29 protein-coding genes are annotated in these 26,776 nt (G+C 59.0%); 11 read left to right on the forward strand and 18 right to left on the reverse strand.

Annotated features, from left to right (window positions below; translation table 11 throughout):
• Window position 1: 1 nt before the first annotated feature.
• On the reverse strand, window positions 2-931 hold the full coding sequence (locus tag NAV33_RS09020; protein ID WP_255979078.1) for a pyridoxamine 5'-phosphate oxidase family protein: 930 nt from the start codon (window positions 929-931) through the stop codon (window positions 2-4).
• A 26-nt stretch (window positions 932-957) separates the two neighbouring features.
• A complete protein-coding gene (locus NAV33_RS09025; protein ID WP_255979080.1) occupies window positions 958-1,557 on the reverse strand; it encodes a glutathione S-transferase family protein in 600 nt (199 codons plus the stop codon).
• A gap of 150 nt (window positions 1,558-1,707) precedes the next feature.
• On the opposite strand from NAV33_RS09025, the gene NAV33_RS09030 reads away from it, so the two are divergent.
• Window positions 1,708-2,268: a TetR/AcrR family transcriptional regulator gene (locus NAV33_RS09030; RefSeq protein ID WP_255979082.1), complete on the forward strand. Its 561-nt coding sequence runs from the start codon at window positions 1,708-1,710 to the stop codon at window positions 2,266-2,268.
• A 22-nt stretch (window positions 2,269-2,290) separates the two neighbouring features.
• On the opposite strand, the gene NAV33_RS09035 is transcribed toward NAV33_RS09030, so the two are convergent.
• The gene (locus tag NAV33_RS09035) at window positions 2,291-5,365 is read right to left on the reverse strand and encodes an efflux RND transporter permease subunit (protein ID WP_255979084.1); all 3,075 of its coding nucleotides are present in this window, start codon (window positions 5,363-5,365) and stop codon (window positions 2,291-2,293) included.
• Between the two features lie 5 nt (window positions 5,366-5,370).
• A complete protein-coding gene (locus NAV33_RS09040) occupies window positions 5,371-6,468 on the reverse strand; it encodes an efflux RND transporter periplasmic adaptor subunit (RefSeq protein ID WP_255979086.1) in 1,098 nt (365 codons plus the stop codon).
• 95 nt (window positions 6,469-6,563) lie between these two features.
• On the opposite strand from NAV33_RS09040, the gene NAV33_RS09045 reads away from it, so the two are divergent.
• The gene (locus NAV33_RS09045; RefSeq protein ID WP_255979088.1) at window positions 6,564-7,202 is read left to right on the forward strand and encodes a TetR/AcrR family transcriptional regulator; all 639 of its coding nucleotides are present in this window, start codon (window positions 6,564-6,566) and stop codon (window positions 7,200-7,202) included.
• An 87-nt stretch (window positions 7,203-7,289) separates the two neighbouring features.
• Here the strand turns inward: NAV33_RS09045 and NAV33_RS09050 are convergent, their stop codons facing one another.
• Window positions 7,290-8,498, reverse strand: a complete 1,209-nt coding sequence (locus tag NAV33_RS09050) for an ammonium transporter (RefSeq protein ID WP_255979090.1) — start codon at window positions 8,496-8,498, stop codon at window positions 7,290-7,292.
• Between the two features lie 379 nt (window positions 8,499-8,877).
• Window positions 8,878-10,371, reverse strand: coding sequence for a dGTPase (gene dgt, locus NAV33_RS09055; protein WP_255979092.1), 1,494 nt, complete (start codon window positions 10,369-10,371; stop codon window positions 8,878-8,880).
• Window positions 10,372-10,499: 128 nt separating this feature from the next.
• Here dgt and NAV33_RS09060 point away from each other — a divergent pair, with 128 nt between their 5' ends.
• On the forward strand, window positions 10,500-10,688 hold the full coding sequence (locus NAV33_RS09060) for a hypothetical protein (protein ID WP_255979094.1): 189 nt from the start codon (window positions 10,500-10,502) through the stop codon (window positions 10,686-10,688).
• A gap of 45 nt (window positions 10,689-10,733) precedes the next feature.
• The gene (locus tag NAV33_RS09065) at window positions 10,734-11,411 is read left to right on the forward strand and encodes an MOSC domain-containing protein (protein WP_255979096.1); all 678 of its coding nucleotides are present in this window, start codon (window positions 10,734-10,736) and stop codon (window positions 11,409-11,411) included.
• Between the two features lie 82 nt (window positions 11,412-11,493).
• Here the strand turns inward: NAV33_RS09065 and NAV33_RS09070 are convergent, their stop codons facing one another.
• Window positions 11,494-12,390 (reverse strand): EamA family transporter, encoded by an 897-nt coding sequence (locus tag NAV33_RS09070; RefSeq protein ID WP_255979098.1) that lies wholly within the window; start codon window positions 12,388-12,390, stop codon window positions 11,494-11,496.
• 229 nt (window positions 12,391-12,619) lie between these two features.
• Here NAV33_RS09070 and NAV33_RS09075 point away from each other — a divergent pair, with 229 nt between their 5' ends.
• Both NAV33_RS09075 and NAV33_RS09080 read left to right on the forward strand, forming a co-directional pair.
• A complete protein-coding gene (locus NAV33_RS09075) occupies window positions 12,620-13,324 on the forward strand; it encodes a YebC/PmpR family DNA-binding transcriptional regulator (RefSeq protein WP_255979100.1) in 705 nt (234 codons plus the stop codon).
• A gap of 35 nt (window positions 13,325-13,359) precedes the next feature.
• Window positions 13,360-13,704 (forward strand): YajD family HNH nuclease, encoded by a 345-nt coding sequence (locus tag NAV33_RS09080; protein ID WP_019342425.1) that lies wholly within the window; start codon window positions 13,360-13,362, stop codon window positions 13,702-13,704.
• A 24-nt stretch (window positions 13,705-13,728) separates the two neighbouring features.
• Here the strand turns inward: NAV33_RS09080 and NAV33_RS09085 are convergent, their stop codons facing one another.
• A complete protein-coding gene (locus NAV33_RS09085) occupies window positions 13,729-14,160 on the reverse strand; it encodes a universal stress protein (RefSeq protein ID WP_255979102.1) in 432 nt (143 codons plus the stop codon).
• A 113-nt stretch (window positions 14,161-14,273) separates the two neighbouring features.
• On the opposite strand from NAV33_RS09085, the gene NAV33_RS09090 reads away from it, so the two are divergent.
• The 3 genes from NAV33_RS09090 (at window position 14,274) to NAV33_RS09100 (ending at window position 16,177) form a co-directional block, all read left to right on the forward strand.
• The gene (locus tag NAV33_RS09090; RefSeq protein ID WP_255979104.1) at window positions 14,274-14,723 is read left to right on the forward strand and encodes a group II truncated hemoglobin; all 450 of its coding nucleotides are present in this window, start codon (window positions 14,274-14,276) and stop codon (window positions 14,721-14,723) included.
• A 103-nt stretch (window positions 14,724-14,826) separates the two neighbouring features.
• Complete coding sequence (locus tag NAV33_RS09095; protein WP_255979333.1) at window positions 14,827-15,375, forward strand: non-canonical purine NTP pyrophosphatase; 549 nt, start codon at window positions 14,827-14,829, stop codon at window positions 15,373-15,375.
• Between the two features lie 10 nt (window positions 15,376-15,385).
• Window positions 15,386-16,177 (forward strand): SIR2 family protein, encoded by a 792-nt coding sequence (locus tag NAV33_RS09100; RefSeq protein ID WP_255979106.1) that lies wholly within the window; start codon window positions 15,386-15,388, stop codon window positions 16,175-16,177.
• Window positions 16,178-16,264: 87 nt separating this feature from the next.
• Here NAV33_RS09100 and NAV33_RS09105 read toward each other — a convergent pair whose 3' ends face one another.
• Together NAV33_RS09105 and NAV33_RS09110 are read right to left on the reverse strand one after the other, a co-directional pair.
• Window positions 16,265-16,780, reverse strand: coding sequence for a hypothetical protein (locus tag NAV33_RS09105; RefSeq protein ID WP_255979108.1), 516 nt, complete (start codon window positions 16,778-16,780; stop codon window positions 16,265-16,267).
• A 313-nt stretch (window positions 16,781-17,093) separates the two neighbouring features.
• The gene (locus tag NAV33_RS09110) at window positions 17,094-19,034 is read right to left on the reverse strand and encodes a sodium:solute symporter family protein (RefSeq protein ID WP_255979110.1); all 1,941 of its coding nucleotides are present in this window, start codon (window positions 19,032-19,034) and stop codon (window positions 17,094-17,096) included.
• 161 nt (window positions 19,035-19,195) lie between these two features.
• Between NAV33_RS09110 and NAV33_RS09115 the strand changes: the two genes are divergently transcribed.
• Both NAV33_RS09115 and NAV33_RS09120 read left to right on the forward strand, forming a co-directional pair.
• The gene (locus NAV33_RS09115) at window positions 19,196-19,636 is read left to right on the forward strand and encodes a GNAT family N-acetyltransferase (protein ID WP_255979112.1); all 441 of its coding nucleotides are present in this window, start codon (window positions 19,196-19,198) and stop codon (window positions 19,634-19,636) included.
• On the forward strand, window positions 19,618-20,037 hold the full coding sequence (locus NAV33_RS09120) for an NUDIX hydrolase (protein ID WP_255979114.1): 420 nt from the start codon (window positions 19,618-19,620) through the stop codon (window positions 20,035-20,037). Before NAV33_RS09115 ends, NAV33_RS09120 begins: the two co-directional genes overlap by 19 nt.
• 22 nt (window positions 20,038-20,059) lie before the next feature.
• Here NAV33_RS09120 and NAV33_RS09125 read toward each other — a convergent pair whose 3' ends face one another.
• The 8 genes from NAV33_RS09125 to ispF all read right to left on the reverse strand — a co-directional run bounded on the left by NAV33_RS09125 (window position 20,060) and on the right by ispF (window position 26,633).
• Window positions 20,060-20,206 (reverse strand): hypothetical protein, encoded by a 147-nt coding sequence (locus tag NAV33_RS09125; RefSeq protein ID WP_255979116.1) that lies wholly within the window; start codon window positions 20,204-20,206, stop codon window positions 20,060-20,062.
• Between the two features lie 581 nt (window positions 20,207-20,787).
• Complete coding sequence (gene rpoS, locus NAV33_RS09130; protein ID WP_255979118.1) at window positions 20,788-21,786, reverse strand: RNA polymerase sigma factor RpoS; 999 nt, start codon at window positions 21,784-21,786, stop codon at window positions 20,788-20,790.
• 98 nt (window positions 21,787-21,884) lie between these two features.
• Window positions 21,885-22,697 (reverse strand): peptidoglycan DD-metalloendopeptidase family protein, encoded by an 813-nt coding sequence (locus tag NAV33_RS09135; RefSeq protein ID WP_255979335.1) that lies wholly within the window; start codon window positions 22,695-22,697, stop codon window positions 21,885-21,887.
• 46 nt (window positions 22,698-22,743) lie between these two features.
• Window positions 22,744-23,679 carry a DUF368 domain-containing protein gene (locus NAV33_RS09140; RefSeq protein ID WP_255979120.1) on the reverse strand — a complete coding sequence of 312 codons (936 nt, stop codon included), beginning with the start codon at window positions 23,677-23,679 and terminating at the stop codon, window positions 22,744-22,746.
• Between the two features lie 17 nt (window positions 23,680-23,696).
• Complete coding sequence (locus NAV33_RS09145) at window positions 23,697-24,332, reverse strand: protein-L-isoaspartate(D-aspartate) O-methyltransferase (RefSeq protein WP_029404859.1); 636 nt, start codon at window positions 24,330-24,332, stop codon at window positions 23,697-23,699.
• A 41-nt stretch (window positions 24,333-24,373) separates the two neighbouring features.
• Window positions 24,374-25,123: a 5'/3'-nucleotidase SurE gene (gene surE, locus NAV33_RS09150; RefSeq protein WP_255979122.1), complete on the reverse strand. Its 750-nt coding sequence runs from the start codon at window positions 25,121-25,123 to the stop codon at window positions 24,374-24,376.
• The gene (gene truD, locus NAV33_RS09155; RefSeq protein ID WP_255979124.1) at window positions 25,123-26,163 is read right to left on the reverse strand and encodes a tRNA pseudouridine(13) synthase TruD; all 1,041 of its coding nucleotides are present in this window, start codon (window positions 26,161-26,163) and stop codon (window positions 25,123-25,125) included. Before truD ends, surE begins: the two co-directional genes overlap by 1 nt.
• Window positions 26,160-26,633 (reverse strand): 2-C-methyl-D-erythritol 2,4-cyclodiphosphate synthase, encoded by a 474-nt coding sequence (ispF, locus tag NAV33_RS09160; protein ID WP_255979126.1) that lies wholly within the window; start codon window positions 26,631-26,633, stop codon window positions 26,160-26,162. The genes truD and ispF overlap by 4 nt, the downstream gene beginning before the upstream one ends.
• Window positions 26,634-26,776: the final 143 nt, after the last annotated feature.

Raw genomic sequence — 26,776 nt, forward strand, 5'->3', positions numbered from 1 at the left:
CTCACACTCCTGCCTCGGGAAGAAACGGCGAGATCTGCGCTGCAGCGAACGCCAATGGCAGGCGTGAACGTCGCAGCGTCCAGCGCCCCGGAGTCAGAACGAGCATGCGCTCGGCGCCAGGCGGCGGCATGACGCCCAACACGGCGTATTGCTCAGGCCAGACCAGCTCGGCCCGTGCTTGCAGGTGCAGCAAATCGCCGCTGCTGAAATCGATAAACAGCAGCCCACAGCGCGGCTCGCGCAGCAAATTGCCGAACGTATTGAACAGCCGATTGCCGCTGTAGTCCGGCATCCATAAACGACCGTCCCGGCCGATTTCAATGAAACCGGCCGGTCCGCCACGATGCGAAATATCCACCCCGCCACCCTGCGGGTCCGGACTCTGGCTGGCGATAAACAGCGTGTCCGCCGTCTGCACCAGCCCCAACCATTGTTCGTCCAGGCCGTCGCCTTCGAGCATTAAGCCTGGTAGACGCGGAGTTGCCTCCCAATCGCGCGCCTGGATGTACTTCGGGCAATTGCCGAACGACTGAGCGACCGCAACGCTGAAGCCCCGCTCGTCGCTCTCTACGATTCGTCCATTCATGCGGTTGCGTCGACGAGTTGGCCACTCGAGCCCGAGCAGACCGACCGCAGCGCGCGGATGCAACAATGATGCGATTGGATCGTCGGCCTGTGGTTTGGCGTCGATACATAGCAGGGCTGGGTGCGGCGACCAGGCGAAACCAGCCGCGCCGCTAAGTACCGATGCATGAGGCTGCCCTTCGCTGTCTACTGCCGCCACCAGCAAAGCCGGCAATTGCGCGAAGAATTCCCGATGCTGCTCAGGCATGAACGGGCGGATCATGCGACTGCCTATTTGCTCGGCTTTTTCGCGGACGCCAGCGCGAGTCTGAATCAATTGCTCGCCGACGTGGAAGGGGCTGCTCATAGCGGTTACTCCTATTCCAAGCCGTCCTATTCCAGGCCAGGCATGCCGATGTAGCCCGGCAGCTCACGGATGCGCGCGCACCAGGCACGTATTGCCGGGTACGGATCGAGATCGATGTCGCCTTCACCGGCCAGCGCCGCGTAGGGGTATACCGCGAGATCGGCGATGGTTGGCACAGCGGTCTCGGCCAGCCAGGCATGTTCGGTGAGTTGCTGCTCGACTAGCTGCAAAGCGGCGAGTGCACGGCTGGCGGTCAAGGGTTCGTCTATCGGACGGCGGAACAAGCGCCCTACCCGAGCCGTAGCCGGACCGTGGTGCATCTCGTTGGCAGCGAAACTCAGCCAACCAACGATGCGCGCCTGAGCAAGCGCGTCCTGCGGATACCAGGCTTCATCGGCGTAGCGTCGCGCCAGATAGACGAGAATGGCCTGGGAGTCGGCCACTCGGGTATCGCCATCCTCCAGAACCGGCACCTGTCCGCGCGGATTGATGGCGAGAAACGGCGGTTGCTTGTGCTCGTCTTGCAGCAGGTTCACCGGCACCAGCTCAACCGGCTGGCCGATCAGGCTGAGAAACAGGCGCGCCTTGTAGCAGTTACCGGACAAGGTCAGATCGTAAAGTTTCATCGTGTCGCTCCTTCGCAAGATGGGGATTGGTAAGGCACGACTGGATAGTAGACAGACCTGTCTGTACACTGCAAGCGCAAAATGTTCATGAGGATGGCGATTGGAGGGAAAAGAATCGCTCCCGCATAATGGCCGTCCGAGGAGACCTACATGACGACGAACAAGCGCGACCTACTGCTCAGCACTGCCGAGCGGCTGTTCTACACAGAGGGTTACCACGCCACGGGCATCGACCGGATTCTCAGCGAGTCCGGTGTGGCCAAGATGACGCTGTACAAGCACTTCAAGTCGAAGGAAGAATTGATCCTGGCGGTGCTCGACGCACGTCAGCAGCCGATGCTCGAGCGCTTACGCGAAGCGCGCGACAAGCTGCCACCACGCAAGGCATTGCTCGGTGTGTTTGAAGGATTGAACAACATGATTCACAACCCGAGCGCGTTCTGTGGCTGCCTGTTCATCAACGCCGCGGCCGAATACCACGATCGCGATCATCCGATTCATCAGCGTTCGGCTACTTACAAGGCAGAGTTCCAGACGCACTTGCGCGAACTGCTCGAAGCGCTCGACGCACCGCAGCCAGAGCACCTTGCGCGGCAATTGCAGTTTCTGATCGAGGGTGCGCTGAGCATGGCGCACATCGAAGGGCCGGCCGATCAGGCGCTTCTGGCCAAGGCGGCGGCCGACCACTTGCTGCAGGCCGCCGGTATTTGAGGTGATGCCGGATAGCGCGCTCTTATGCCGGGCGCTCTTCCTTCACGCGGAACCAAGCGGCGTAAAGCGCCGGCAGGAACAGCAGCGTCAACGCGGTAGCGACGATCAAGCCACCCATGATCGCCACCGCCATAGGCCCGAAAAACACGCTGCGTGACAGCGGAATCATCGCCAACACCGAGGCCAACGCGGTCAACACGATGGGCCGGAAGCGGCGCACCGTGGCGTCGACGATGGCGTTGAAGCGGTCATGACCGGCACCGATGTCCTGCTCGATCTGGTCCACCAGAATCACTGAGTTGCGCATGATCATCCCGGACAGCGCGATGGTGCCGAGCATCGCGACAAAACCGAACGGCTTGCCGAACAACAGCAGGAACAGGGTGACGCCGATCAGCCCCAGCGGTGCAGTAAGAAACACCATCGCCGCGCGGGAGAAGCTCTTGAGCTGCAGCATCAACAAGCTGACCACGACGATAATGAACAGTGGCATACCAGCATTCACCGAAGCCTGCCCGCGACTGGAGTCCTCCACAGTGCCGCCGACTTCCAGCAGATAACCGCTGGGCAGCGTGTCGCGGATCTCGCTCAGTGTCGGCTGGATCTGCTGCACCAGCGAGGCCGGCTGCTGATCGCCGTAGATATCGGCACGCACCGTCACCGTCGGCAAGCGATCACGATGCCAGATCACGCCTTCCTCGAAGCCATATTCCAGCGTGGCGACTTGCGACAACGGCACGCTGAGACCGCTGGCGGTGGGAATCGCCAGGCTCGGCAGCATCGATAGCGTCTCGCGCTCGCGTGCGGTACCGCGCAATAGAATCTCGATTAGCTCATTGTCCTCACGAAACTGGCCGGCAGTGGCGCCGGTGAAAGTACGCTTGAGGAAACTCGACAGCTCGACCGTGCTCACCCCGAGGGCGCGTGCGCGGTCCTGATCGACATTCAGCCAGACCACCTTGCTCGGCTCCTGCCAGTCCAAATGCACGTTGGCAACGTAGGGATTCTCACGCACCTTGGCGGCGACCTGACGCGCCAACTTGCGCACCACATCGATATGCTCGCCGGTCACTCGGAACTGCACCGGGTAGCCTACCGGCGGACCGTTTTCCAGACGACTGACGCGTCCGCGCAAGGTCGGGAAATCTTCACGCAGGCGCTCGATCAGCCAGCTGCGAAGGGCTTCGCGTTCCTCGATGCTCTTCGCCAGCACCACGATCTGGGCAAAGCTAGTAGCGGGTAATTGTTGGTCGAGCGGCAGGTAAAAGCGCGGCGAGCCATTACCGACATAGGCGACGTAGTTATCGATACCAGCATGACCCTTAAGCATGTCTTCGAGGCGGCGCACCTCGGCTTCGGTGGCCTTGAGCGAAGCGCCTTCGGTCAGTTTGAGATCGACCATCAACTCCAGACGCCCAGACGCCGGGAAGAACTGCTGCGGAACGACACGGAACAGGCCGATCGCGCCGACGAAGAGCAACAGCGTCAGTACGATCACGGTTTTGCGCCGACGCACGCAGAAGTAAATGATCCGCCTCACCCGCTGATAAAACGGCGTCGAATAGGGATCGTGCCCTGCATCGCTACCGCCGTGCTTTTGCGCGTAACGCTTGGCCAGATCCGGCAGCAGCTTCGCGCCCAATAGAGGGACGAACATCACCGCGGCGATCCACGAGGCAACCAGCGCGATGGTCACCACCTGAAAGATCGAACGGGTGTATTCACCAGTACTCGACTGCGCCGTGGCAATCGGTAGAAAGCCGGCCGCGGTGATCAGGGTGCCGGTAAGCATCGGGAAGGCCGTGCTGGTCCAGGCGTAACTCGCCGCCTTGAGCCGATCGAAGCCCTGTTCCATCTTGATCGCCATCATCTCCACGGCGATGATCGCGTCGTCTACCAGCAACCCGAGCGCCAACACCAGCGCACCCAACGAAATTTTGTGTAGACCGATGTCCAGGTAGTGCATGGCCGCGAATGTCATCGCCAGCACCAGCGGAATCGACAACGCGACTACAAGCCCGGTGCGCACGCCGAGCGAGAAGAAGCTCACCAGCAGCACGATCACCAACGCCTCGATCAGCACCCGCACGAACTCGCCAACGCCGGTCTTTACCGCCGCGGGCTGGTCGGACACCTTGCGCAATTCCATGCCGGCCGGCAGCTCCTGCTGCAACCTGGCGAATTCGCCTTGCAGCGCTTCGCCGAGCATGAGGATGTCGCCACCGGCTTTCATTGAAACCGCCAGCCCGATCGCCGGCTCGCCCATGAAGCGCATACGGGGCGCCGGTGGGTCGTTGAAACCGCGGTAAACCTCGGCCACATCGCCAATACGGAAAGTGTTGCCAGCAACTCTGATAGGGAAATCGCGGATTTCCTTCACCGTCTCGAAACTGCCGGTAACACGCAACTGAATACGGTCGCTGGGCGTCTCGACGAAGCCCGCCGACATCACCGTGTTCTGCGCTTCCAAGGCTTGCTGTACTGCTTCTAGCGACACACCCAGGTTCGCCAGTTTGACGTTGGATAGCTCGATCCAGATCTTCTCGTCCTGCAGACCGATCAGCTCGACCTTGCCGACGTTCTTCACACGCTGCAGCTGCAGTTGGATACGGTCGGCGTAGTCCTTGAGCACGGCGTAGTCGAAGCCCTTGCCGGTTAGCGCATAGATGTTGCCGAAGGTGGTGCCGAACTCGTCGTTGAAGAACGGACCTTGCACCCCGGCCGGTAGCGTGTGGCGGATGTCACCGATCTTTTTGCGTATCTGGTACCAGAGGTCAGGAATTTGTTCGGAGCGCAACGAGTCACGCGCCATGAAGGTCACGTTGGATTCGCCCGGACGCGAAAAGGAGACGATGCGCTCGTATTCGCCGGTCTCCATCAGCTTTTTTTCGATGCGCTCGGTAACCTGCCGGGAGACTTCCTCAGCGGTAGCACCCGGCCATTGGGTCTGGATCACCATCGCCTTGAAGGTAAATGGGGGGTCTTCGCTCTGACCGAGCTTGCTGTACGACAGCGCCCCCACAACGGCCATCAGCAACATCAGATAAATGACGATCTGCCGGTTGCCCAGCGCCCAGGCGGAAAGATTGAAGCGCATCGCGGTTACTCCTGAGCAGCCAGTACGACCGGGCGGTTATCACGATCGACTGCCCTCACCGACTGGTTCTCGTGGAGCATCTGCACACCGGCCAGCACTATCCAGTCATCGGCTCGCAGACCCTCGAGTACCGGCACCAGCGTGTCGCCGTAGGCCCCGGTCCGCACGGCCACCCGCTCCAGCGTGGCGTCGTCTTTTATCCGCCAGACAAAGGCCTTGCCCTGCTCCGCCGTAACAGCCGAAAGCGGGACAGCCAGGGGCACGTCTCCATTAGTGCGGATCGATACCAATGCGCTCTGACCGAGTTCGGCGGGCACAGCCGCATCTGTGAATGCGACCCGCGCCGAGTAGGTACGCGACTGCTCGTCGGCCGCTGGTGACAGCTCACGAATTTTGCCGGGGTACTGCTTGCCCGGTTGCGACCAGATTTCCACCGAAACTTTCTGGCCGATCGCATAACGATCCAGCGCTTGCTCGGGGAGATTGATCGCGACCTCACGCTCACCATCGGCGGCTAGAACGAATGCCGTCTGCCCGGCCGCGACTACCTGCCCGACTTCGACCAGACGCCTGGCGATCACCCCGTCGCGCGTCGCGCGCAGAGTCGCGTAGTCGACCTGGTTGCTCGCGACGTCGAACTCGGCACGTGCCTGTTTCAGGCGTGCCTGGGCCGAACGAAAGGCATTTTCCGAAGCGTCGAATTGCGATCGGCTGACCAGTTGCCGATTCATGAGCGTCTTGTAGCGCTCGTGTTCGGCGCGGGCGACCCTCAGGTTGGCCTCGGCGGCAGCGACCTGAGCGCGGATACCTTCGAGTTGCAGCCGCACGTCTTGCGGGTCGAGCTTGGCCAACGGCTGATCCTTGCGCACCCGCTCTCCAGCCTCGACCAAGCGCTCGGTCACCTTCCCGCCGATACGGAACGCCAGCTCGGGCTCGTAACGCGCATGCACCTCGCCCGGATAGCTCTCGACCGCCTCGCTAGCCGGTTGCGGTTGAACCACCATCACCGGCCTTGCCGAGAGTTGCTCGGGCTCGCCATTGCCGCAGCCGGCAAGCAACGCGAAACCAATGACACCGAGGAAAGGCAGGGCATGTCGGAACACGGTGGATCTCTCTCTGTCGCAAAGCGGGCTTTAATACCTATACTGTCCGGTATAGTAAAAATACCGTACTCACCAGTCTAGTATTAAAAACGCATATGACAGAAAGCCCATCCGCAGCCTCTGGCCCAGGCCGTCCAAAGGATCCAGCCAAGCGCGAATCGATACTGGCCGCCGCCAAAGTGCTATTCCTCAGCAACGGCTACGAAGGAAGCAGCATGGAGGCCATCGCTGCCGAGGCCGGCGTTTCCAAGCTCACGCTGTATAGCCATTTCAAAGACAAGGAGGCGCTGTTCGGCGACGCGGTGAAAGCCACCTGCGAAACGCGTCTGCCGCGAAAACTGTTCGCGTTGGCGGATGGCTGCTCAATCAAGCAGGTGTTGCTGGACATCGGTCATGCGTTCCATGAACTGGTCAACAGCCCGGAATCCATCGGCCTGCATCGCGTCATGGTAGCGATGGCGACACAGAACCCGGCGCTGTCCCGTATGTTTTTCGATGCCGGCCCGCAGCGGTTGCTGGTTGATCTCGAGCAGTTACTCATCCAGGCGGATGAGAGCGACATGCTGAAGATTCCCGAGCCCATGCGTGCCGCTGAACACTTCTGCTCACTGATCAAAGGCGCGGCGCATTTCCGCCTGCTGATCGGCTATGCCGATTTGCCGAGCGCTGAAGAGGCGGAAAAGCACGTACAGGACTGCATCGCCTTATTTATGCGTGCCTATGGCGCTGGGTAGCACGAGACAGACTGAGACGACGACGGCGAACCCGAACGCACGATGCGACCGAGGCTCGCTTTCATTTCTGCATGTTGCGGCTGCTTGTCAGTCGTGGCTCAACGCACCAATCCGATGGATGGACAGGTCAGCTCCGTTGAACTCTTCTTCCTGGCTCAGGCGTATCCCAACGGTCGCTTTGAGGACGCCGTAGATCAAAAATCCGCCAAGCAACGCAACCAATATGCCCAGAACCGAGCCGACCAGCTGGCTTAAAATACTGATTCCACCCAGCCCACCCAGGGCCTGCTGACCGAAGATTCCGCAGGCCAGCCCACCCCAGACGCCACACAGGCCGTGCAGCGGCCACACGCCGAGCACATCATCGACCTTCCACTTGTTCTGCGCCGCTGTGAACGACCAGACGAACAAGGCCCCTGCCACCACGCCGGTTGCCAGCGCACCGACCGGATGCATCACATCGGAACCGGCACAGACGGCAACCAGGCCAGCCAGCGGGCCGTTATGCAGGAAGCCTGGGTCGTTGCGACCGACCAACCAGGCCACGGCAGTCCCGCCCACCATCGCCATCAGTGAATTGATCGCCACCAGTCCGCTGACACCCTCAAGTGTCTGTGCACTCATTACATTGAAGCCGAACCAGCCGACGATCAGGATCCACGAGCCCAACGCCAGGAACGGAATGTTCGACGGCGCGAACGCCACCAGTCGTCCATCACGATATCGCCCGTTGCGCCGCCCCAGCAGAAGGACCGCCCCGAGCGCCAACCAGCCACCCATGCCGTGCACGACCACCGAGCCCGCGAAGTCATGGAACGGAGCGCCGAACGTCGCTTCCAGCCAGGCTTGCAGACCGAAGTTGCCGTTCCACATCAGCCCTTCGAAGAAGGGATAAATGAACGCGACGATAAGCAGCGTCGCGCACAACTGCGGGCCGAAACGCGCGCGTTCGGCGATGCCACCGGAGATGATTGCCGGTATCGCCGCGGCAAAGGTGAGCAGGAAAAAGAACTTCACCAGCGAATAGCCGTTTTCAGCGATGAGCTGGTCAGCTGGCTGCATGAATGTCACACCGTAGGCGACCCAATACCCGATGAAGAAATACGCCAGCGTTGAAACGGCGAAATCGGCGATGATTTTGGACAGCGCGTTGACCTGATTCTTCAGGCGTACGGTGCCAACTTCAAGGAAGGCGAAACCCGCATGCATCGCCAGCACCATTACAGCGCCCATCAGGATAAATAAAGAATTGGCGCTATGGATTAGCACCTCCACGGCACTATTTGGATTTTCCATTTACTGCTTCCCGCCATTGAGTCGCACCAAAACGGCCAGAATTACCAGACAAACGCACCATGATGCGTCACGCCTGATTGATTGCTCGCCATTGCCTGCCCCGGCCGGCTGCCAGGATTTGCTGAGTTCCGGTTTGCTGAACCTTCAAATTCAAGGATCTATAGCCACTGCCACCTGGAACCGACTTTTCCGCTGCGCCATTTGAGAGCCAACAGCGAAAAATACGCACCAAGCCGTTGCAAGGCCTGTACCAGCGAAGCGGAAAGACGGCCCAAGTTGGCGCAAGGTATGCCGGGTAGCGGGCGAGACAGGCGCCGGGGGAAGCGCCTACAGCCTGGAGAAGTCGAGCGCCCCAGAGCGGGGCAGCATCGCAATGCGTTTAAAGCGCGGACAACGTACGGAATTCGTCCTGCGCCAGTTGATCGGTCATGCCACTGACGAAATCCTGCAGCATTCGGCAGCGGTAGTAGAACTCCCACAGCGACTGATCGGGCGAATCCTCTGAATGAGCTTTCATGGCCTCGTGGTAGGCCTTGATCAACTGGCTCGGTAGCCGGCGGGCCAGCATTTGCAGATGCGGTTCGCGACGGCAACCACCCTCGGTCAAGGCCTGGAACGTTGCTGGAGCGACACGCAGTAGCGGTGCATAGGTATCCAACAGACCTTGAAGAATTCGGTATCCCTGCAACTGCAGGGTTTCCACTTCGCGATGGCAGAAGACGCGGTCCATCGCTACATCCTTGAAGGTCTGCACGATGGCGTTAGGCAAGCTGGCGTCTTCCAGCAAAGCACGGTCCAGGGTGCCGTGATACACCGCCTCGATATGTTCGATGAACTGCTGGGCCGCGTGCTGCACCAACGGATGGACCATGTTCACCCGCAACCAGATGAAGAACTCGCCGACCTTGTTGATCGGCTCTTTTTCCGCACGCGACTCGGCATAGGTGACCATGTTGCGGAAACTGCGACCGGTCGCGCCAATCGGCTCGTCTGGCGAGCCGTGCTCGGCGAACTTGTCGACCAGCAGTCGCGCTAGTTGCTCGATGGTGAAGATGCCCTTCTCCACCGAGTCTTCGATATCTGCCAGGCAATAGGCGATGTCGTCTGCCGCTTCCATGATGTAGGCGACCGGATGGCGAGTGCCCGGTTGAAGATCCAGAGCTGCCTGCATACCGACTACAAACGGCTCTTCGGACAGATAAAAGCCCGGCTTCTTATGCAGATAAGCACCCGGCGAGCCCTGCGGCGGCCTCGGCGTATAGGCGGCACGCACATATTTGAGCAAGCCGGCGGACTGGGTGTAGGTCAGGTTCAGCCGCAGCAGGCTGACCACCAGCCGGATCGCCTGGGCGTTGCCTTCGAACTGTTTGAGATCGACGAGCATGCGCGTGCGTAGCTCGACATCGCCCTGCCCAGCCGGAACCGCGACGTCAAACAGAGCCTCAAGGTTACGTGCGAACCACTCGCCGATGGCGAACTCGCCGAAATGTCCAAAGGGGGGATTACCGATGTCGTGCATCAGGCAGGCCATTTCCACCAAACTTTCCAGTGCGCTTTCCAAACCATCGAGGCCGTACTGACCGGCCTTGTCGCCGAGCTGCTTGTACAGCGTCCGGACGATAAAACGGCCGGTCTGTTGCACTTCCAATGAATGCGTCAGGCGGCTGCGCACTGCCGCATTGCGCTCCAGCGGGAACACCTGTGTTTTCTGCTGCAAGCGGCGCACGGCAGCTGAATTGACGATGCGCCCGCGGTCGCTCTCAAGCGCATCGATGATCAGCGACATATCTTCGGAGGCCAGGAGGTCCGACTCGACACGGCCATGAGGTCGCTGACGGGAAATCTTGTGCTTGAAATTGACGGGCCCCGGCATGGGTCGAACTCGCTAACAAAAAGGATTGAGGAGCCTAGCGCGGCATGACGGCTTTACCAAGACCGTAGGGCACTACCGTAGCGCCCTCTCGATTAGAATCGGCCGTCCCAGCATGAAGCGAAGCCATCATGAGCCGATCGAATTTTCATCAACAACATGCCGAGCGCGCCGCAGCAGAAGCAAGGCGGCTGCTTGAAAAGCGGTCGGCACTGGGTGCTCGCTGGCTGGCCTGGGTCGCCTCGGAGCTGTATCAACTCACCCCACCGGAATACGCGGCGATGGTTCGTCGTGAGCTAGCGCGCTTAAACGAAGGCTGAATAGCCACGGTCACGCAGTCTCTATTCGGGTCAGGAAAAAACAACATGCAATGGTCGGTTGATGGCCCCTTTCTGAGTAAGCAGCTGCTACGCCTGCCCGATACTGAAAAACCGTCGGCTATCGGCAAGCAGTTGGCGCAGGAAACGGTCTGGCTCGGCATGGATGGGCTGCTCGGTGACCGAGTTGCCGATCGTCGCTTTCATGGCGGACCTGATCGCAGTCTCTGTCACTACCCGGCCGAACACTATAGCCATTGGCGTAAGGCCTATCCGCACCTGCAACGACTCGGTTCCGCCGCTTTTGGCGAAAACCTGTCTACCACTGGTATCGATGAGCGCCAGGTTTGCATAGGCGATCGCTTTCGCTGGGGTGATGCGTTGATCGAAGTGAGCCAGCCGCGCTCACCATGCGCCAATCTTGATCGGCGCCACGCTGCACGCGGGCTGGCAAAACAACTGGCGCAAAGCGGCAGAATCGGCTGGTTGTACCGCACAATCGAGCCCGGTGAGATCGCCATCTGTACCCCGTTACATCTGGTTGAGCGTTCGTGCCCAACCGCCAGTGTCGCTCGCATATGGCGCGGCTTCACCGATGACGATGCCAGCGACGCTGAGCTGGCCTGGCTGGTCGAACTGGAGCCATTGGCGACCGAATATCGCCGACGATTCCGCCAACGCCTCGATGCGCGGCGGCGACAGCGCGATCAGGGAGCGCTGTTCTAATGCGTTGATCGACCGCTTCAAGGCCTGATTTCTGCCACAGCCTCCGGAGCTGAGTAGGCCACGAATGCGCGATCCGGCTCCCTCAGGCCACCGAACTACCCAGTGCCATGCGCACCCGGCCAAGCAGCCAGCCGCCACCCACATTAATGATCAGCCCCAGCATCACCAACAGCGCACCGATCGCTTGCAGCACACCCAAATGCTCATCGAGCAACAGCGCGGCGGAGGTCAGGCCCACCACCGGCACCAATAGCGAGAAAGGTGCCACGGTGTTTGCCGGATAGCGCGACAGCAACCGGCTCCACAGACCGTAGCCAAGGATCGTCGCACCGAACGCCAGGTAGACCAGCACCAGAATCGAATCCCAGGCGATGCCGCGCAACGCGCTTTCGATCACCTGCGGACCTTCCAGCATCCATGACAGCACAAAGAAGGGAATCGGCGGAATCAGGCTGCCCCAGACCACCAGACCGACCAGGTTCACCTTGCCTACCTTACGCGTGACGATATTGCCAAGAGCCCACATCGACGCCGCGCAGATGGTCAACACGAAGCCCGCCAGCGTCATGCTGCGATCACCCTGTAGACCAATCAGCAGCAGACCGCCGGCGGCGATCAGTAGCCCGACCAGGTTGGTGGCACGCAGCCGCTCGCCGAGAAATAGCGCGGCGAAGAACAAGGTGAAGAACGCTTGGGATTGCAATACCAGCGAGGCCAACCCGGCCGGCATGCCGACCTTCATCGCCGAAAACAGAAAGGCGAACTGACCCAGCGAAATAGTCGCGCCATAGGCGAGCAACCAGCGCAGCGGAAGTTGCGGACGCTTGATAAAGAGCACAGCCGGGAACGCCGCCAGCAGAAAGCGCAGTGATCCGAGCAGCATCGGCGGGATGTCATCCAGACCGATCTTGATCACCACGAAATTCATGCCCCAGACGATGATCACGACCAGGGCCAGCAGCAGGTCCTTGGGCGACATGGCAGATTCTCCGCAAGCAAAGACTCATTAAAGCTGGGCGCAATGCAGGCGCACTCATACAGCGAACATGCAATTCGGCAATACAGTCCGCGACACTTGCGCAAACAGGCGCCGCGCATCTCGCCGCATGACGCAGTGACGCGCGGGCCGTGCCTGCTTCAGCTGCAACGGCTAGAATCGGCGTCTAATCGGTCGACACCATCAACCCGTACCAAACACGAGAGTAACCATGGGCGCACAGTGGAAAGCGAAACATAAGGAAGCGGCAGCCAACGCCAAGGGACGTACGTTCGGCAAACTGTCGAAGGAAATCATGATCGCGGCCCGCAGCGGTGCCGATCCGGACATGAATCCCCGCTTACGTCTGGTAGTGGAACAGGCGAAGAAGGCATCAATGCCACGCGAAACGCTGGAACGAGCGATCAAGAAAGGCGCCGGCCTGCTCGGCGAAAGCGTCAACTACGAGCGCACCACGTATGAAGGTTTCGCGCCGCACCAGGTGCCGGTGATCGTCGAGTGCCTGACCGACAACGTCAACCGCACTGTGGCTGAGATCCGCGTACTGTTCCGCAAGGGTCAACTCGGCGCATCCGGCTCGGTCGCCTGGGATTTCGACCACTGCGGCATGATCGAAGCGGCGCCGAATGCCGCCGATGCCGACCCGGAACTCGCCGCGATCGAAGCCGGCGCACAGGATTTCGAAGCTGCTGAAGACGGCGCCACACTATTCATCAGCGATGCCACGGACATGGACGTGGTCTGCCGCGCCCTCCCCGATCACGGTTTTACCGTGCAGGCAGCGCAACTCGGCTATCGGCCGAAGAATCCGGTCACAACCCTGTCCGACGCGGAGCTCGAGGAAGTCGAAGCCTTCCTTAGCGCCATCGATGCCCATGACGACGTGCAGAACGTATACGTCGGATTGGCGGGCTGATTTAGTCCGGATCGAGTTCAGTAGAGGCAAACACGATGAGCACAAACAAACCGAATACGCCTTACGCTCAGCGCGAACAGGGCTATCGCGAGAAAGCACTGAAGATGTACCCCTGGGTCTGTGGGCGTTGCGCGCGAGAGTTTTCGGGCAAGCGCCTGAGCGAATTGACCGTCCACCATAAAGACCACAACCACGACAACAATCCGGAGGACGGCTCTAACTGGGAGCTGCTTTGCCTGTACTGCCACGACAACGAACACTCGCGCTATACGGACAATCAGTACCAGGCGGAAGCCAGGCCCGGCAGCGACCTGGGCCCAAAGGAGACGTTCAAGGCCTTCGCCAACCTGGGCGATTTGCTCAAGGGCAAACAGGACTGACCAAAACCTGCCTTTCGGTGCCTGTCACTTCACCAGCAGTACCGGCACCGAAACTTCATGAATCACTCGGTTGGCCGCCGAGCCAAGTAGCATGCCGGTGAAACCACCCAGGCCGCGAGTGCCCATCACCACGGTGTCGCATCCGAGTCGCTTCACCGCGTCATTCACTTGCTCCGCCACGTTGCCCAAAACAGCATGGGTCTGGTGCGCAACCCCGGCCGCTTGCAGCGCTGTAGCGGCTTCTTCAAGCGTATGGTGCGATTTGGCTAGGAGGCCGTTATTGAGTTCCTCAACCGTACTGGGGGTGACGAACTCACCATAGATAACCGGTTCCTGTTGCGCGTTCAGCACATGCACGTTGAGCGCCTTAGATGCGTCAGCTGCGAAATCGATGATGTATTGCAATGCCCGCTTGGCATTGTCCGAACCGTCGTAAGCTAAAAGAACGGTGCGCATGTAGACCTCCATGGAGAGTGTAAATCAGCATAGACCAATGCTTAATCACGTCCGGCAGCACGACCGCTTCTTAAATCTCCTTTTGCGAACCGCCCTATCTCATAGGCCAGCTGATGAGTACAACTTGTAAAACCCCGTTTGGCGTCGGTGACGCTTCATTTCAGGCAGCCGGCGGCGAAATCGGCATCGAGTGTCTGGTCGCGGATTTCTACCGGATCATGGATGAAACCGAAACAGCCGCTTGCGTGCGCCTCCTGTACCCTGAGGACTTGAGCGCGTCACGTGAACGGTTGGCGGCGTTTCTCAGCGGCTGGCTGGGTGGGCCGCGTCGTTATGCGGAGACGTACGGCAGCATCAGCATTCCGCAATTCCATACTCGCTGGACGGTAGGCGAAGCCGAACGGGACGCCTGGCTCGACTGCATGGCGCTCGCCATTTCCAGACAGGATTACACAGCGGATTTCGCCGCCTATCTGCTGGCGCAGTTGCGAGTGCCGGCAGAGCGCATCCTCCAGGCCGGACGGCAGGCATGCCCGGCACGCCCCCAATCACTTCAGCCCTAGCGTTAGCTGAACCCCTGAGCGCATCGATGCGTCTATCCCTAGCGGGGTAAAAATGCGCGCCCTGCAGCATCGACGCTTCGAATCGCGCTGTCAGGTAATCAAGATGAAGATCCGCTTTGCCTCGGTCAACGAGCAGAAAATCCGTGACATAGGGGAATTTCTAGAGCAGAGCGGCATAGAGATCATCAACTTTCCGGTGCGGATCGTTGAAACCCAGACGGAAGACTTGTATCAACTGGTCAGCGATAAATTGCTGGATGCCTTCAAGCTGATAGGTAAACCGGTCTTCGTCGAACATTCCGGGCTGTTCATCAATAGCCTGAACGGCTTTCCCGGCGGTCTGACCCAGACATTCTGGGATCGATTGCACGCCGTGCGCTTTTCCGAACTGATTGGCGGTCTGGATGATCCTTCAGCGGTGGCGCGAACCCTAATCGGCTATTGCGACGGACGCAAACGGCATTTTTTCGAAGGTGAGGTTGCCGGGAAGATTTCCCGCGAACCGGCGGGCGGTGAAGGCTTCGAGTGGGACAACGTGTTCATCCCCGACGGTTACTCTTGTACGTTCGCCGAGTTGGGTGGGGTCCATAACGATCTGTCCATGCGAAAGCGGGCACTGGATGCCTTCGTGACCCACTTGCGCGAAACCTGAGGGCAAATCGATGCAGAAGCTTCTGGAAGCCTACCGGCACGATCGTCTGATTCTTTTCGTTGGCTCCGGAGTGTCGGCCAATATCGGGCTGCCCCCCTGGCGAGACCTGATCAACGAGATCGCTCTACAACTCGACTACGACCCCGACGTATTCGACACCTATGGCAATTTCCTCTCGCTAGCCGAGTACTACCGCATCAAAAAAGGCAATATCGGCCCTTTGCGCAGTTGGATGGACCGTGAGTGGCACCGGAATATCGAAATCCGCGACTCGGAAATTCACCGACTGATCGTTCAGGGCAGGTTTCCTGCAATCTATACGACCAATTATGACCGCTGGCTGGAGAACGCTCACGACGCTCATGGCGTCAGCTATATCAAGATCGCCAATGCGAGCGACCTGGTAAAAGCCCGTGACGGAGTCCGGCAGATCGTTAAGTTCCACGGGGATTTCGATGACGATGACTCGATCGTGTTGGATGAGACCAGTTATTACGAGCGCCTGCAGTTCGAGACGCCGCTGGATATCAAACTGCGCGCAGACACCTTGAGCAAAGCAGTGTTATTTATTGGTTATAGCCTTTCCGATACCAATATTCGGCTGTTGTTCTACAAGCTTTCGAAGATGTGGAATGAGCATGAGACGCTCGGTGTTCGGCCGATTTCCTATGTCTTCTCGCACAAACCCAATCCCGTACAGGAAGAGATTCTCAGCCAATGGGGTATTCAGATGGTTACTTCGGAAGATGATGAACCAGGGCTGGCTTTGAAGAATTTTCTGAGGGAGCTGGTAGAGGCGTGATTAACACTCCGGCAAAGTTTCAAGTCCAACCTGATCAAGCGAGGCGAAACAAGGTGTGCGATGCCGTTGGCATCGCACACGTAGCGATCAGTAGTTATAACCAATACCGACGCTATAGAAGAACGCTCCATCATCGTAACGATCTTGCGCATCGCTCCCGCTCTTGAACAGGAACTGATACTCGGCCATTGCAGTGATGAATGTCTTGTCTTGCACCCAGTACTTGATGCCCAACTCAGGGCCACCCATGAAGGTCTCGTCAACCTCCTCGCCATAGAGCCCGCCGACGCTCACACCAATGAATGGACGGGTTTTTCCGCTACCGAAGTGATAGTCATAAAACGCTCGCGTGGAGCCGTCGAACTGGACGCTCTCACCTTCCGAGTCACGCGCATTGACTGTTTGTCGGATGCCCCACATGGAAGCTTCATCCAAATACGTACCCCAACTGCCCTGTACGGAGAACACTGTGTCGTCGAAGTCCCTGTCGCTACTGCCCGCGCCGCTCAGAGTAACTTCGCGATCACCTGCCATCGGAGCGGCACCTGCGAAGGTTGGAAACATAGCGGCTACCAGCAGGGAAGTTTTGAAAAGTCGGTTCATGACACCACCTCTTGTTCTGCTATGGCGAAATACGCAAGTCGCTGACGCGATGCGTATGCTAATGACCCAAGCACACCAAGACTGTTCATTTTATTTTAGGTATATGAAGCAACTCGTTAATTTTACAAGACTTTTATTTTCATCAACCGCTTCGGTAGTTAACCTTTAATACTAAACCGAGCCACATTAAAAAGCGCAACAGCGATAGTCCTTCACCAACAAACAGAGCGGCTCTTTTATATTAAGCTAATTAACGAAACGGCCCCGACTCACTAGCAGATGGCGAATCGGGGCCGGAAGTAGCGCCTATTAATCAGGCAGAGCCACCTTGCCTGCTTGAAATATCTTCACGCAGTGGCTCGCCTTCCGGGTCCGTGTCGAAGTCGCGACCCATGGCGATGCGCAGCCATACGGGTACCAACAGCAGACCGAGTGCCAGACACACCCAACTGATAACCGAACTGCCGTCAGGCGGCGGAAACATTAAGCGGCCCACGCCAACCAACAGCGAGAACAGCGAAACCGCGGTCACTGCGACCGCAAGCAACCGAGTGCCGAGCGCCTTGACTGACACAGCTGCAGCGACACCGTTGAGCATCGCTGCGTGCCGCCAGAACCCGAACGGACGCACCCGGCGATAGAAGCGCTTGAGCGTCGCATCATCTGTCGTTGGCGTGATGAAGGTCACCAGAATGGCCGCGGATGTTGTGGTCAGGGCCATGATGCCGAGGCGAATCCATTCACGCTCTGGGTCGGTACCCAGGTAATAGAGCAGCAGCGGCGCGGTGATCAGCGACACCGCCATGGCGGTCAGTTCCGAATACAGATTGATTCGTTCCCACAGCCAGCGCAGCACCAGGACCGAACCCATTCCCGCACCGAATAGCAGCGAGATGAACCAGGCAGTCTGGATCGAGCCGAGGTTGGCCATGATGATCATCGCGATCACCAGAATCAGCACATTCGATAAACGCGCAACGACCACGAGCTCTCGGTCCCTGGGCTTGCGCTTGAGCACATGGGGTGCGAACACGCCGCCATAGACATCGTTGCTCCAGTAGGACGCACCCCAATTGAGATGCGTATCGACAGTCGAGGCCAGTGCTGCAAGCAAGCCGACCAGCATCAATCCGCGTACACCCGGCGGTAGCAGATCTTCGATGCCTGTCACGAACAAGGCTTCTCGGGCCGCAGTGAACCCCTCGCCGGCCATCTCACTCGGCGTGAAGGGATAAAGCACCAACAGACCGACGGCGATCGCGAGCCAGAAAAGGCTACGCAGGAGAATCTGTAACCAGGTGAATACCAATCCGGCGATTCGGGCGTCGCGGTCGGTCGGGCAGGCCATGCTTCGCTGCGCAAGATAGCCGGTGCCATCGGAGTTCATCTGGAAAAACCACTGTAGCCCAATGATCACCAAAAACGGCATCAACAACTCCCCGGCATCGGTTGGCGGCGCGAAGGAGAGCATCTTGCCGGCCTGTTCGGCACCGTAGAGTTCGACGATGCGGTCCGTCAGCCCGCCCAACCCTCCCACTGCATCGATGACGAACCAGGCGTAAAGCAGCGTTCCGATCATTGCCAGGCTGAACTGCACCACATCCGTTTGGACCACCGCGCGCAGCCCACCCGTGATCGAGTACATGGCGGTAAACGCAAGAATTAGCAGAATCGAGATGAGGTTGTTGGCCGTCATCATGCTCGGCTCAAGGCCCGTAATGCTTTCGCCTAGCTGAAGCCCAGCGCTGGTAACGAAGCCGACTATAGGCTCGTAAACTCCGGTAGGCAGCCATAAATGCCACGGTAGAAATACTTCAGCGATGCGAACCGCCGCTACCAGTACCATGGCGAGCACCACGCAATTGATTACGGTGCCGTAATAAATGGCCTTGAGCAGACGCAACGGCGTCACACCCTTGCCGCTATAACGCACGCGGGTCAGCTCGGCGTCGGTCAACACCCCGGCACGGCGCCAACCAACTGCAAACACGAATGCCATCAGCAGAAACGCGATGCCGTAGATCCACAAACGCCAGAGGGCGAAGATACCTGCCGTCGCAACCAGACCGGTAACCAGCAACGGAGTATCTGCAGCGAACTGCGTCGCAGCCATCGAGAAGCCAGCCTTCCAACCCTTGATCGTCCTGCCTGCCAGAAAATATTCGTCAAGGCTCTGCGAAGCTTTACCGCGAGCACGCAGACCGGAACCCAGGCCATACAGGATGAAAGCCGTCACTATCAGTAAATCCAACATATTGGTTTTGTCCTTGTTGGAGAGCTGTTCTGCTTGAGAACCTGCGAAATAACGAAAGATTGCAGCGTTCGGATGAACGGAGCGATCTGCGCCACAGGGGCGTGAAAGCCGCTGTGCCGCAGTCAGATGGGCTACCATCCACGGTCTCGCAGGATGTGCTTATGTTTGAAATTCAACTGCGTCAGCTACCGGCCGAATGCCGGCCTTTACTGAACAAGTTTTACCGAGCCCATCGCAGCCACATGCGCGTACCAGCCGGGGCACGCTGTTGGATAGCAGGGAATACTGAGATCGTTGCGGGGCTGTGCTTGACCGGAATCGACGATGGGCACTGGCTGACTGGTTTGTTGGTCGCGCCCGGCCAGCGCAATCAGGGCTTGGCAAAGCAACTGATCGAGCAGGCGCTGAGCAACAGCGAAGGCCCTGTGTGGTTGTTCTGCGATCCGAAGCTAAAAGCTTTCTACCAGCAGCTCGGCTTCAGTGAGCCGGCCAGCGTACTGCCTGAAGCGCTCGCCGCGCGTCTACAGCGCTACAACCGAAACAAGGCGCTCATAGCGCTATGGCACGACGACAAGAGATATGCATGCCCCCTACCGTTCTGAAAATTGCCACAGCCTGCCTGTTCAACGATGACGGCCGACTACTGGTAGTACGCAAGCGTGGCACCCGCTTCTTCATGCTGCCTGGCGGCAAGATCGAACCAGAAGAAACGTCGCTACAGGCACTTCGGCGCGAACTTCACGAAGAGCTTGATTTACGGATGGAGGAATCCCAGCTGCAATCGCTCGGGCACTTCCAAGCGCGCGCAGCTAACGAGCCGGACCACTGGGTCGAAGCGGATGTCTTCGTAGGACATCTTGCAAGCGACGTGAAGGTGCAAGCGGAAATTGAGGTACTAGATTGGCTGGAGCTGCACGCGCAACAGCTGGAACATGTCGCCCCGCTGCTTCGCGAACAGGTACTCCCCGTATTGCGTGAGCGGCTCATCGCGATAACACGCTGAGCACCGCTCAGGCTGTTCCAGCCTATGGCGAGATGGGATCGCTGGCAGGAAAGGTTTCTTCCAGGGCTTCGTCCAGATGATCCTCGTCGGCCTCGTCTGGGCGGCGTTTTATCTGGTCTTCCTGATTCTGCCCAGGCTGGGTAGGCTCGTTGGTGTCTTTACCGTTCATGATGAACTCCTCTGAGTGTGTCACGAACGTTAGGCCACTGTGCAAAGGAGTCGTTCGGCGAACCGTCCACCGCTACATTATTGCGGACAAAAAAAGGGGCGGGGTTTAAGCCCCGCCCGCCTCCTTCCATGCTTCCCTTTATTTCCTGCTCATCGTCCTGATGAAACCGCATCCTGCGATTGGTCCCGACCAACATCCTTGCCGGTTGTGCTTGTCCCTGAGCACAGGTGCGATATTAAGGCTTCGGCCGACAACGGCAACTCGGAAAAATGCATGATGGCAAACGAGTAATTATGCAATCTGATATTTATTTCAATAAAAATCAATAACTTACACATAAAAATATTTCGCCAAGCGTTCTACCTGAGCTGTTTTACAGGCTTTGCTTACATGCTTTGTAAGTGAATGCTTACATGCCAAAAAGCTTTCTAGGAAAGAGCGAGAATTAACCTTATGGGTGGATCAACCCTGGCATCTGGCGCCCCACATAATCAGCCCAAAACTGCCCGAGCAAGGGAAAAGGATTAGCAATTAAAGGAGGTGGTGCGGCCCCTTACCAGAGCGGTAAGGGGCAACCGAGCCTAACGGAACAGTGACTCGCTCGACAGACCATTACGCTCGAGAATTTCGCGTAAGCGCTTGAGCGCTTCGACCTGGATCTGCCGTACCCGCTCACGGGTCAGTCCAATCTCCTGACCGACTTCTTCGAGCGTGCAACTTTCATGTCCACGCAGCCCAAAGCGCCGGATAACCACTTCGCGCTGCTTCTCGGTCAGGTCGGATAGCCATTGGTCAATGCTTTCCGACAAGTCGTCATCGAGCAGCAGATCGCAAGGATCACTCGGCCGATCATCGGTCAGGGTATCGAGCAATGTCTTGTCGGTATCCGGGCCGAGAGAGACATCGACAGAGGTTACGCGCTCGTTCAACCCTAGCATCCGCTTGACCTCCGCAACCGGCTTCTCGAGCAAGTTGGCAATTTCCTCCGGGCTGGGTTCGTGATCGAGTTTCTGCGTCAGTTCGCGAGCAGCGCGCAGGTAGACGTTCAGCTCCTTGACCACATGTATCGGCAGGCGGATGGTGCGGGTCTGATTCATGATCGCCCGTTCGATGGTTTGCCGAATCCACCAGGTAGCATAGGTGGAGAAACGGAAGCCACGCTCGGGATCGAATTTCTCGACGGCCCGTATCAGACCCAGGTTGCCCTCCTCGACCAAGTCCAGCAAGGACAGCCCGCGATTGACATAGCGCCGGGCAATCTTCACAACCAGTCGCAGGTTGCTTTCGATCATGCGCTTGCGCCCCGCCGGATCGCCCTTTTGCGCAAGACGTGCAAAGTGCACCTCTTGCTCGGGAGTCAGCAGGGGGGAAAAACCGATTTCGTTGAGGTACAGCTGAGTGGCGTCTAGCGCCCGGGTGTAGTCGATGAACTTGTGTTGCTTGACGGTCGTGGTTTTGGATCGAGTGCCAACTGAACCGACGCGGGAAATGTCGCTGATGAGATCGGCGTCCGCGGATGGTTCCATGAGTAGAACAGCATCGTCTACGTCAAACTCCGGCACTTCTTTTTTGAGAGCCATTATTGTTTTCCTGTTCTGAGTTCGACAACAGGCTCGGGCGGCGCGCACTCCCTGGCATCGCTCAAGCCCCTCCTAGTGCCAGAACAGGCAGTATCAAATCATCGCTTTGGCAGATATTGCAGCGGGTCCACGGGCTTGCCTTGGCGGCGAATCTCGAAGTGCAGCTTCACCCGGTCGGTTCCAGTCGATCCCATCTCGGCAATGGTCTGCCCAGCTTTGACTTGTTGACCCTCCTGAACCAGCAGCCTGCGGTTGTGGCCGTAGGCACTTACATAGGTATCGCTGTGCTTGATGATCACAAGTTCGCCGTAACCCCGTAAACCACTGCCGGCGTACACAACAGCCCCATCAGAAGCAGCTAAAACAGGCTGTCCTAATTCCCCGGCGATATCAATGCCTTTATTCAAACTGCCGTTTGAGGAAAACCTACCGATAACCGTGCCGCCTGTAGGCCAGGCCCAGCCGCTCGCGGAGCGGGTTACTGGCTTGACCGGAGTGGTTGCCACAGGCGCCTTGGGTGCCGGTACGCTGGGCCTGGTCAGCGGCGGCGGGATGGGCACCGGCGTCGCAACCACAGACGGTCTAGCGCTTGGTGGCGGAGCCGGACGAGCGGTTACAACACGAGGCGCTTGCCCGCTGAAGCGAATCGTCTGTCCGGGATAGATGACATGAGGCGGGCTGATGCGGTTGAGCCGAGCCAAGTCCCGCCAATCCCAGCCAAAGCGAAAGGCGATCGACCACAGGGTATCGCCGCGCTGGACAACATACTGGCCGCTGGTGACTCGGTCGCGGCTGTTGCGATCCACGACATGCACGCCACCGGACGGTGAACTGGCGCACCCGACGAGCAATATGCCGGCCAGGATGGCGGCAAGCGCGCAATGGACTGACGAGGTGCGTATCCACTGCATGCTGGCTGTGAGCTTCAATGCCCGCTCCCTTTGATCGACAATATGTTCAGGCAGTTTCTGCCAACGGCTGACGCCGTCCGGCGAACCATTCGAGCCCGAGCACGAGGATGATACCGGCTACCGCCAGCAGCATTGCCAACAGCAGCTGAGGATCCTGCCCTGTCAGATCGCCGAAGGTACCGGGCAGCAGGTTCTGCTCCAGTAGGGGCACGCGCGCACCGTGGGAGTCGATGCGCCAGGTCAGCGTTTCTTTCCAAGGCCACACTTTGTTCAGCGAGCCAAGCATCAGCCCGGTTAGAAAGGCTAGAGTGAGATCGCGCCAACGTTCGAGCATCCAACTGAGCACGCGTGCGAAACTCAGAATACCCACGAGACAGCCTGCCGCAAAAATCGCCAGTACAGCTATATCGAGATTCTTCACCGCGCCGAGCACAACCGGATACAGCCCGAGCAGTACCAGGATGAAGCTACCGGAAATACCCGGCAGGATCATTGCGCAGATCGCGATGGCGCCGGCGAAAAACAAGCTCAAGCCGCTGTCGCTCCACTGTACCGGAGCGGCCACGGTTATCACGTAGGCGAAGGCGATGCCGAGTATCAACCCGACGATTCGCGAGCAATCCCAGCGTTGGATTTCCTTACCGACCAGATGCACCGAAACCAGAATCAGGCCGAAGAAGAACGACCACACAGGGATCGGATGAGCGTCAAGCAGATACGTGATCAGCTTGGCCAGGCTGAGCACGCTGGTGAAAATACCGCCCAAAAGAATCAATAGAAAGTTGGCATTGGCCGCCTGCCATGCGTCCCGAATGCGGCCACGGAACAACAGCACGGCAGCGCCAGGTACCGCGCCGATCGACCGAAGTAATTCGTCATAAATCCCGGTGATAAACGCGATGGTACCGCCGGACACTCCCGGCACCACATCCGCCGCACCCATCGCGATGCCCTTGGCGTACAGCAACAACGTGTTTTTCATGCTTCCTTCCGCTGAGATCAAACTACAGGTCCATTGAGCAGCGGCACGAAGCGCACGGTATCCAGCAAGTGGCGGGAAAAACCGTCTTCCTCTCGAATGATCAGCATCAATTGCTGGACTTCGCCAACTCCAACCGGGATCACCAGCCGCCCGCCGGGAGCCAGTTGATCGAGCAGGGCCTGTGGCACGTCGGCTGCCGCCGCAGTAACGATGATGCCGTTGTAGGGAGCCAATGCAGGCCAACCTTCCCAGCCATCACCCCAGCGAAAGACCACATTGCGCAACTTGAGTTCGACCAGGCGCTCTTTCGCTCGGTCCTGCAGAGCCTGGATGCGCTCGACGGAGAATACACGCTCGACCAATTGCGCCAGCACCGCGGTTTGATAACCAGAACCGGTGCCGATCTCCAGCACCTTGTCCAGCGGACCGTCAGCCAGCAGCAGTTCACTCATGCGCGCGACCATAAAGGGCTGCGAAATGGTCTGGTTATGGCCGATTGGCAGAGCGGTATCTTCGTAAGCACGATGAGACAGTGCCTCATCGACGAACAGATGGCGCGGTGTACGCCGGATGACTTCGAGTACTCGAGGGTCGGACAGGCCCTCCTCGTACAGCCGTTGAATCAGACGGTCGCGGGTGCGTTGCGACGTCATACCGGTTCCGTGACGCAACAGGTTGTCAGGTCCGCGATGGTTCACAGCACGCCCTCCAGCCAGCTATCGAGGCCTTCGAAGGCCTCATGGAAGGTCCGATCGAGCTGCAGCGGCGTAATCGAAACGTAACCCTGCATCACCGCGAGAAAATCGGTCCCCGGCCCACCGTCTTCGACGTCGCCTGCTACCGAAATCCAGTAACCGTCCTTACCACGCGGGTTCGCCTGCTTGATTGGCGGCTTAGCCCGACGACGATGCCCGAGTCGAGTCAGCTGAATGCCGCGAATATGATCTAGCGGCAGATTGGGGACGTTAATGCTGAGTACGGTACGTGGCGGCAAATCGAGCGCCTGTTGCTGCTCGATCAGCTTGCGCGCCACATAGGCGGCGGTTGGCAGGTTATCGGTCAGCCGTGACACAAGGGAAAAGGCGAACGCGGGCTTGCCGGTGAAGCGTCCCTCGATTGCCGCCGCCACGGTGCCGGAATACAGCACGTCGTCGCCCAGGTTGGCCCCCATATTAATACCGGAGACCACCATATCCGGCGCCTCTTCGAGCAGCCCGTTGAGGCCCAGATGGACACAATCGGTGGGTGTGCCGTTCACGCCGATGAAACCGTTCGGCATGGTCGTCGGATGGAGCGGGCGATCCAGCGTCAATGCGCTGCTGGCGCCACTCATGTCCTGTATTGGGGCAACTACCCTGCACTCGGCATAATCTGCCAGCGCGTCATAAAGCGCGGCGAGCCCAGGTGCATACACCCCGTCGTCGTTGGCGATCAAAATACGCATCAAATGTCCGTCTGCCCTGCCAGGCTGACCAGTTCACGTACCACAGCAGTGGCAAAGCATCCGGTCGGCAGGACGAATTCAAGTTGCAGAATGTCAGGCTCGGGATAATGCCACGACAAGCTCCCGATGGGGAGGCGAAGAATGCGCCGTTCATGCTTCATTCCGGCTTCTGCGAGCCACTTGGCGATTGACGGTTCGGCCGCTGCGATTCCGGCCTCCACCGCCCGAGCTTCGCCAGCTGCAGGCGACTCGCCCATGCCCCATAAGGGACCGGTTGGATGAAGATCGAGAAGAGCCAGCCGCGGATCGCTGCACTCGGGGTACCCCGCCTGGAAAAAGCTTCGGCTATCGGTGAACGCGAGCAGATCACCCACTTGCGCCTGGTTCCAGGTACCGACAGCAACGCGCTCGGCCAGCACTCGATTGAACAGGTAGCTGCGCCCGGCTGACAGCAGCCGCGAGCGCAGGTTGCGCTGGCCGGGCAGCTCGTGCCGCTCGGCGTACTCGCGGGCGCCGTGAACATTACTGCCTTCGAAGCCGAACCGTTGCAGACCGAAATAATTGGGCACACCGCACGCCTTGATCCGCTCGAGACGGGCATCCAATTCGGCGTGGTCGGCCTGCATCTGGGTCAGACGCAGGGTGAAGCCGTTGGCCGAGTGCGCGCCGCGTTGCAGCTTGCGCTGGTGCCGGCCGGTGCTGAGAATTTTGAGCGTTTCGTCCTCGGCCTTACCCAACTGCGGATCTGCCTTGCCGGGCAGATGCAGGCTGAACCACTGACGGGTCAGCGCCTGGCGATCCTTCAGGCCGGCGTAACTGATGTTACGTACCGGTACGCCAGCAGCTCGAGCGATGCGACGTGCCGCTTCCTCGGTGTTGAGGTTGCGCTTTTCCACCCACAGCCAGAGGTGCTCGCCCGCGCCGGACAAGGGAATATCGAGCACCTCGTCCACTTGGAAATCCTCGGCGACGGCCTTGAGCACCGCTGTGCCACAGGGTCCACCGTGAGCCCAGGGGCCAAGTAGCTGATCTTCGTTCATGCGCCAACCAGCAGGGCGACAGCGTGCACCGCGATACCCTCTTCACGCCCGGTGAAGCCGAGCTTCTCGGTAGTGGTGGCCTTGACGTTGACCTGATCCAGATCAATTTGCAGGTCTTGCGCGATAACGCTGCGCATCGACTCGATATGCGGGGCCATTTTCGGCGCCTGAGCGACGATAGTGGCGTCGACGTTGCCGACCTTCCAGCCCTTGGCCTGCACTTGCTTGAGCACATGTCGCAGCAACACTCGGCTGTCGGCGCCTTTGAATTGAGGGTCGGTATCAGGAAAGTGCTTGCCGATATCACCCAACGCCGCGGCACCGAGCAGTGCATCGCTCAGCGCATGCAGCAACACGTCGCCATCCGAATGCGCGAGCAGGCCGAACCTGTGAGGAATCCGCACGCCGCCGAGGGTGACGAAATCACCCTCGGCGAAACGGTGCACGTCAAAGCCGTGGCCGATACGCATAGTCAAAACGCCCTGGAAAGATCAGCCGAGGATTCTACAGGACGCAGCCGCCCGGTGAACCAACGCACACCGCCGACGAATCGCCACGCGTATCGATAAGCCCGATAAACACCATTAACCGAATCGATCACATATCGTAATTT

The sequence above is a fragment of the Stutzerimonas stutzeri genome (assembly GCF_024448715.1).
Classification (GTDB): Bacteria; Pseudomonadota; Gammaproteobacteria; order Pseudomonadales; family Pseudomonadaceae; genus Stutzerimonas; species Stutzerimonas stutzeri_AR.